1 pseudogene is annotated in these 375 nt (G+C 72.5%); it reads right to left on the reverse strand.

Features of this window, described 5'->3' with window-relative positions:
* Positions 1 to 239: 239 nt before the first annotated feature.
* Positions 240 to 375 (reverse strand): annotated as a pseudogene (locus B2J89_RS21935) (recombination regulator RecX); the annotation flags it as partial.

The raw sequence follows: 375 nt of genomic DNA on the forward strand, positions 1-375 counted from the left end.
CGCTGAGTCGGTTTCTTTGGGCGCCGGGGCCCTGCGCCCGGCTTGGTCGGGCCATGCATTTCGTTGCGATCACTGCACCAATTCGGTTTGCCTGAAGCCGGCGCCACTGCGGGCTCCCACTCTGGGGCTGTGACCGCTGATCGGGCAAGCCGGGGCAGGGCCAAACGCGTCGGCCTGCCTGCCGGGTGCCTGCATGGTTGATGGGGCCGCCGCATGGGCGCGCGGCCCGGGCCGGCGCGTCAGCGCGGTGCCACAGGCACCACGCGCCGCACGACGTCGGCGGCAAAACCGCGGGCGGTCAGAAAGCGCACCTGGCGCGCCCACGCCTTGGCGTCGGCCGGCGCAGCGCCAAAACGCTTGTCCCAGACGCTGCGC

Source organism: Acidovorax sp. SRB_24 (assembly GCF_012931925.1).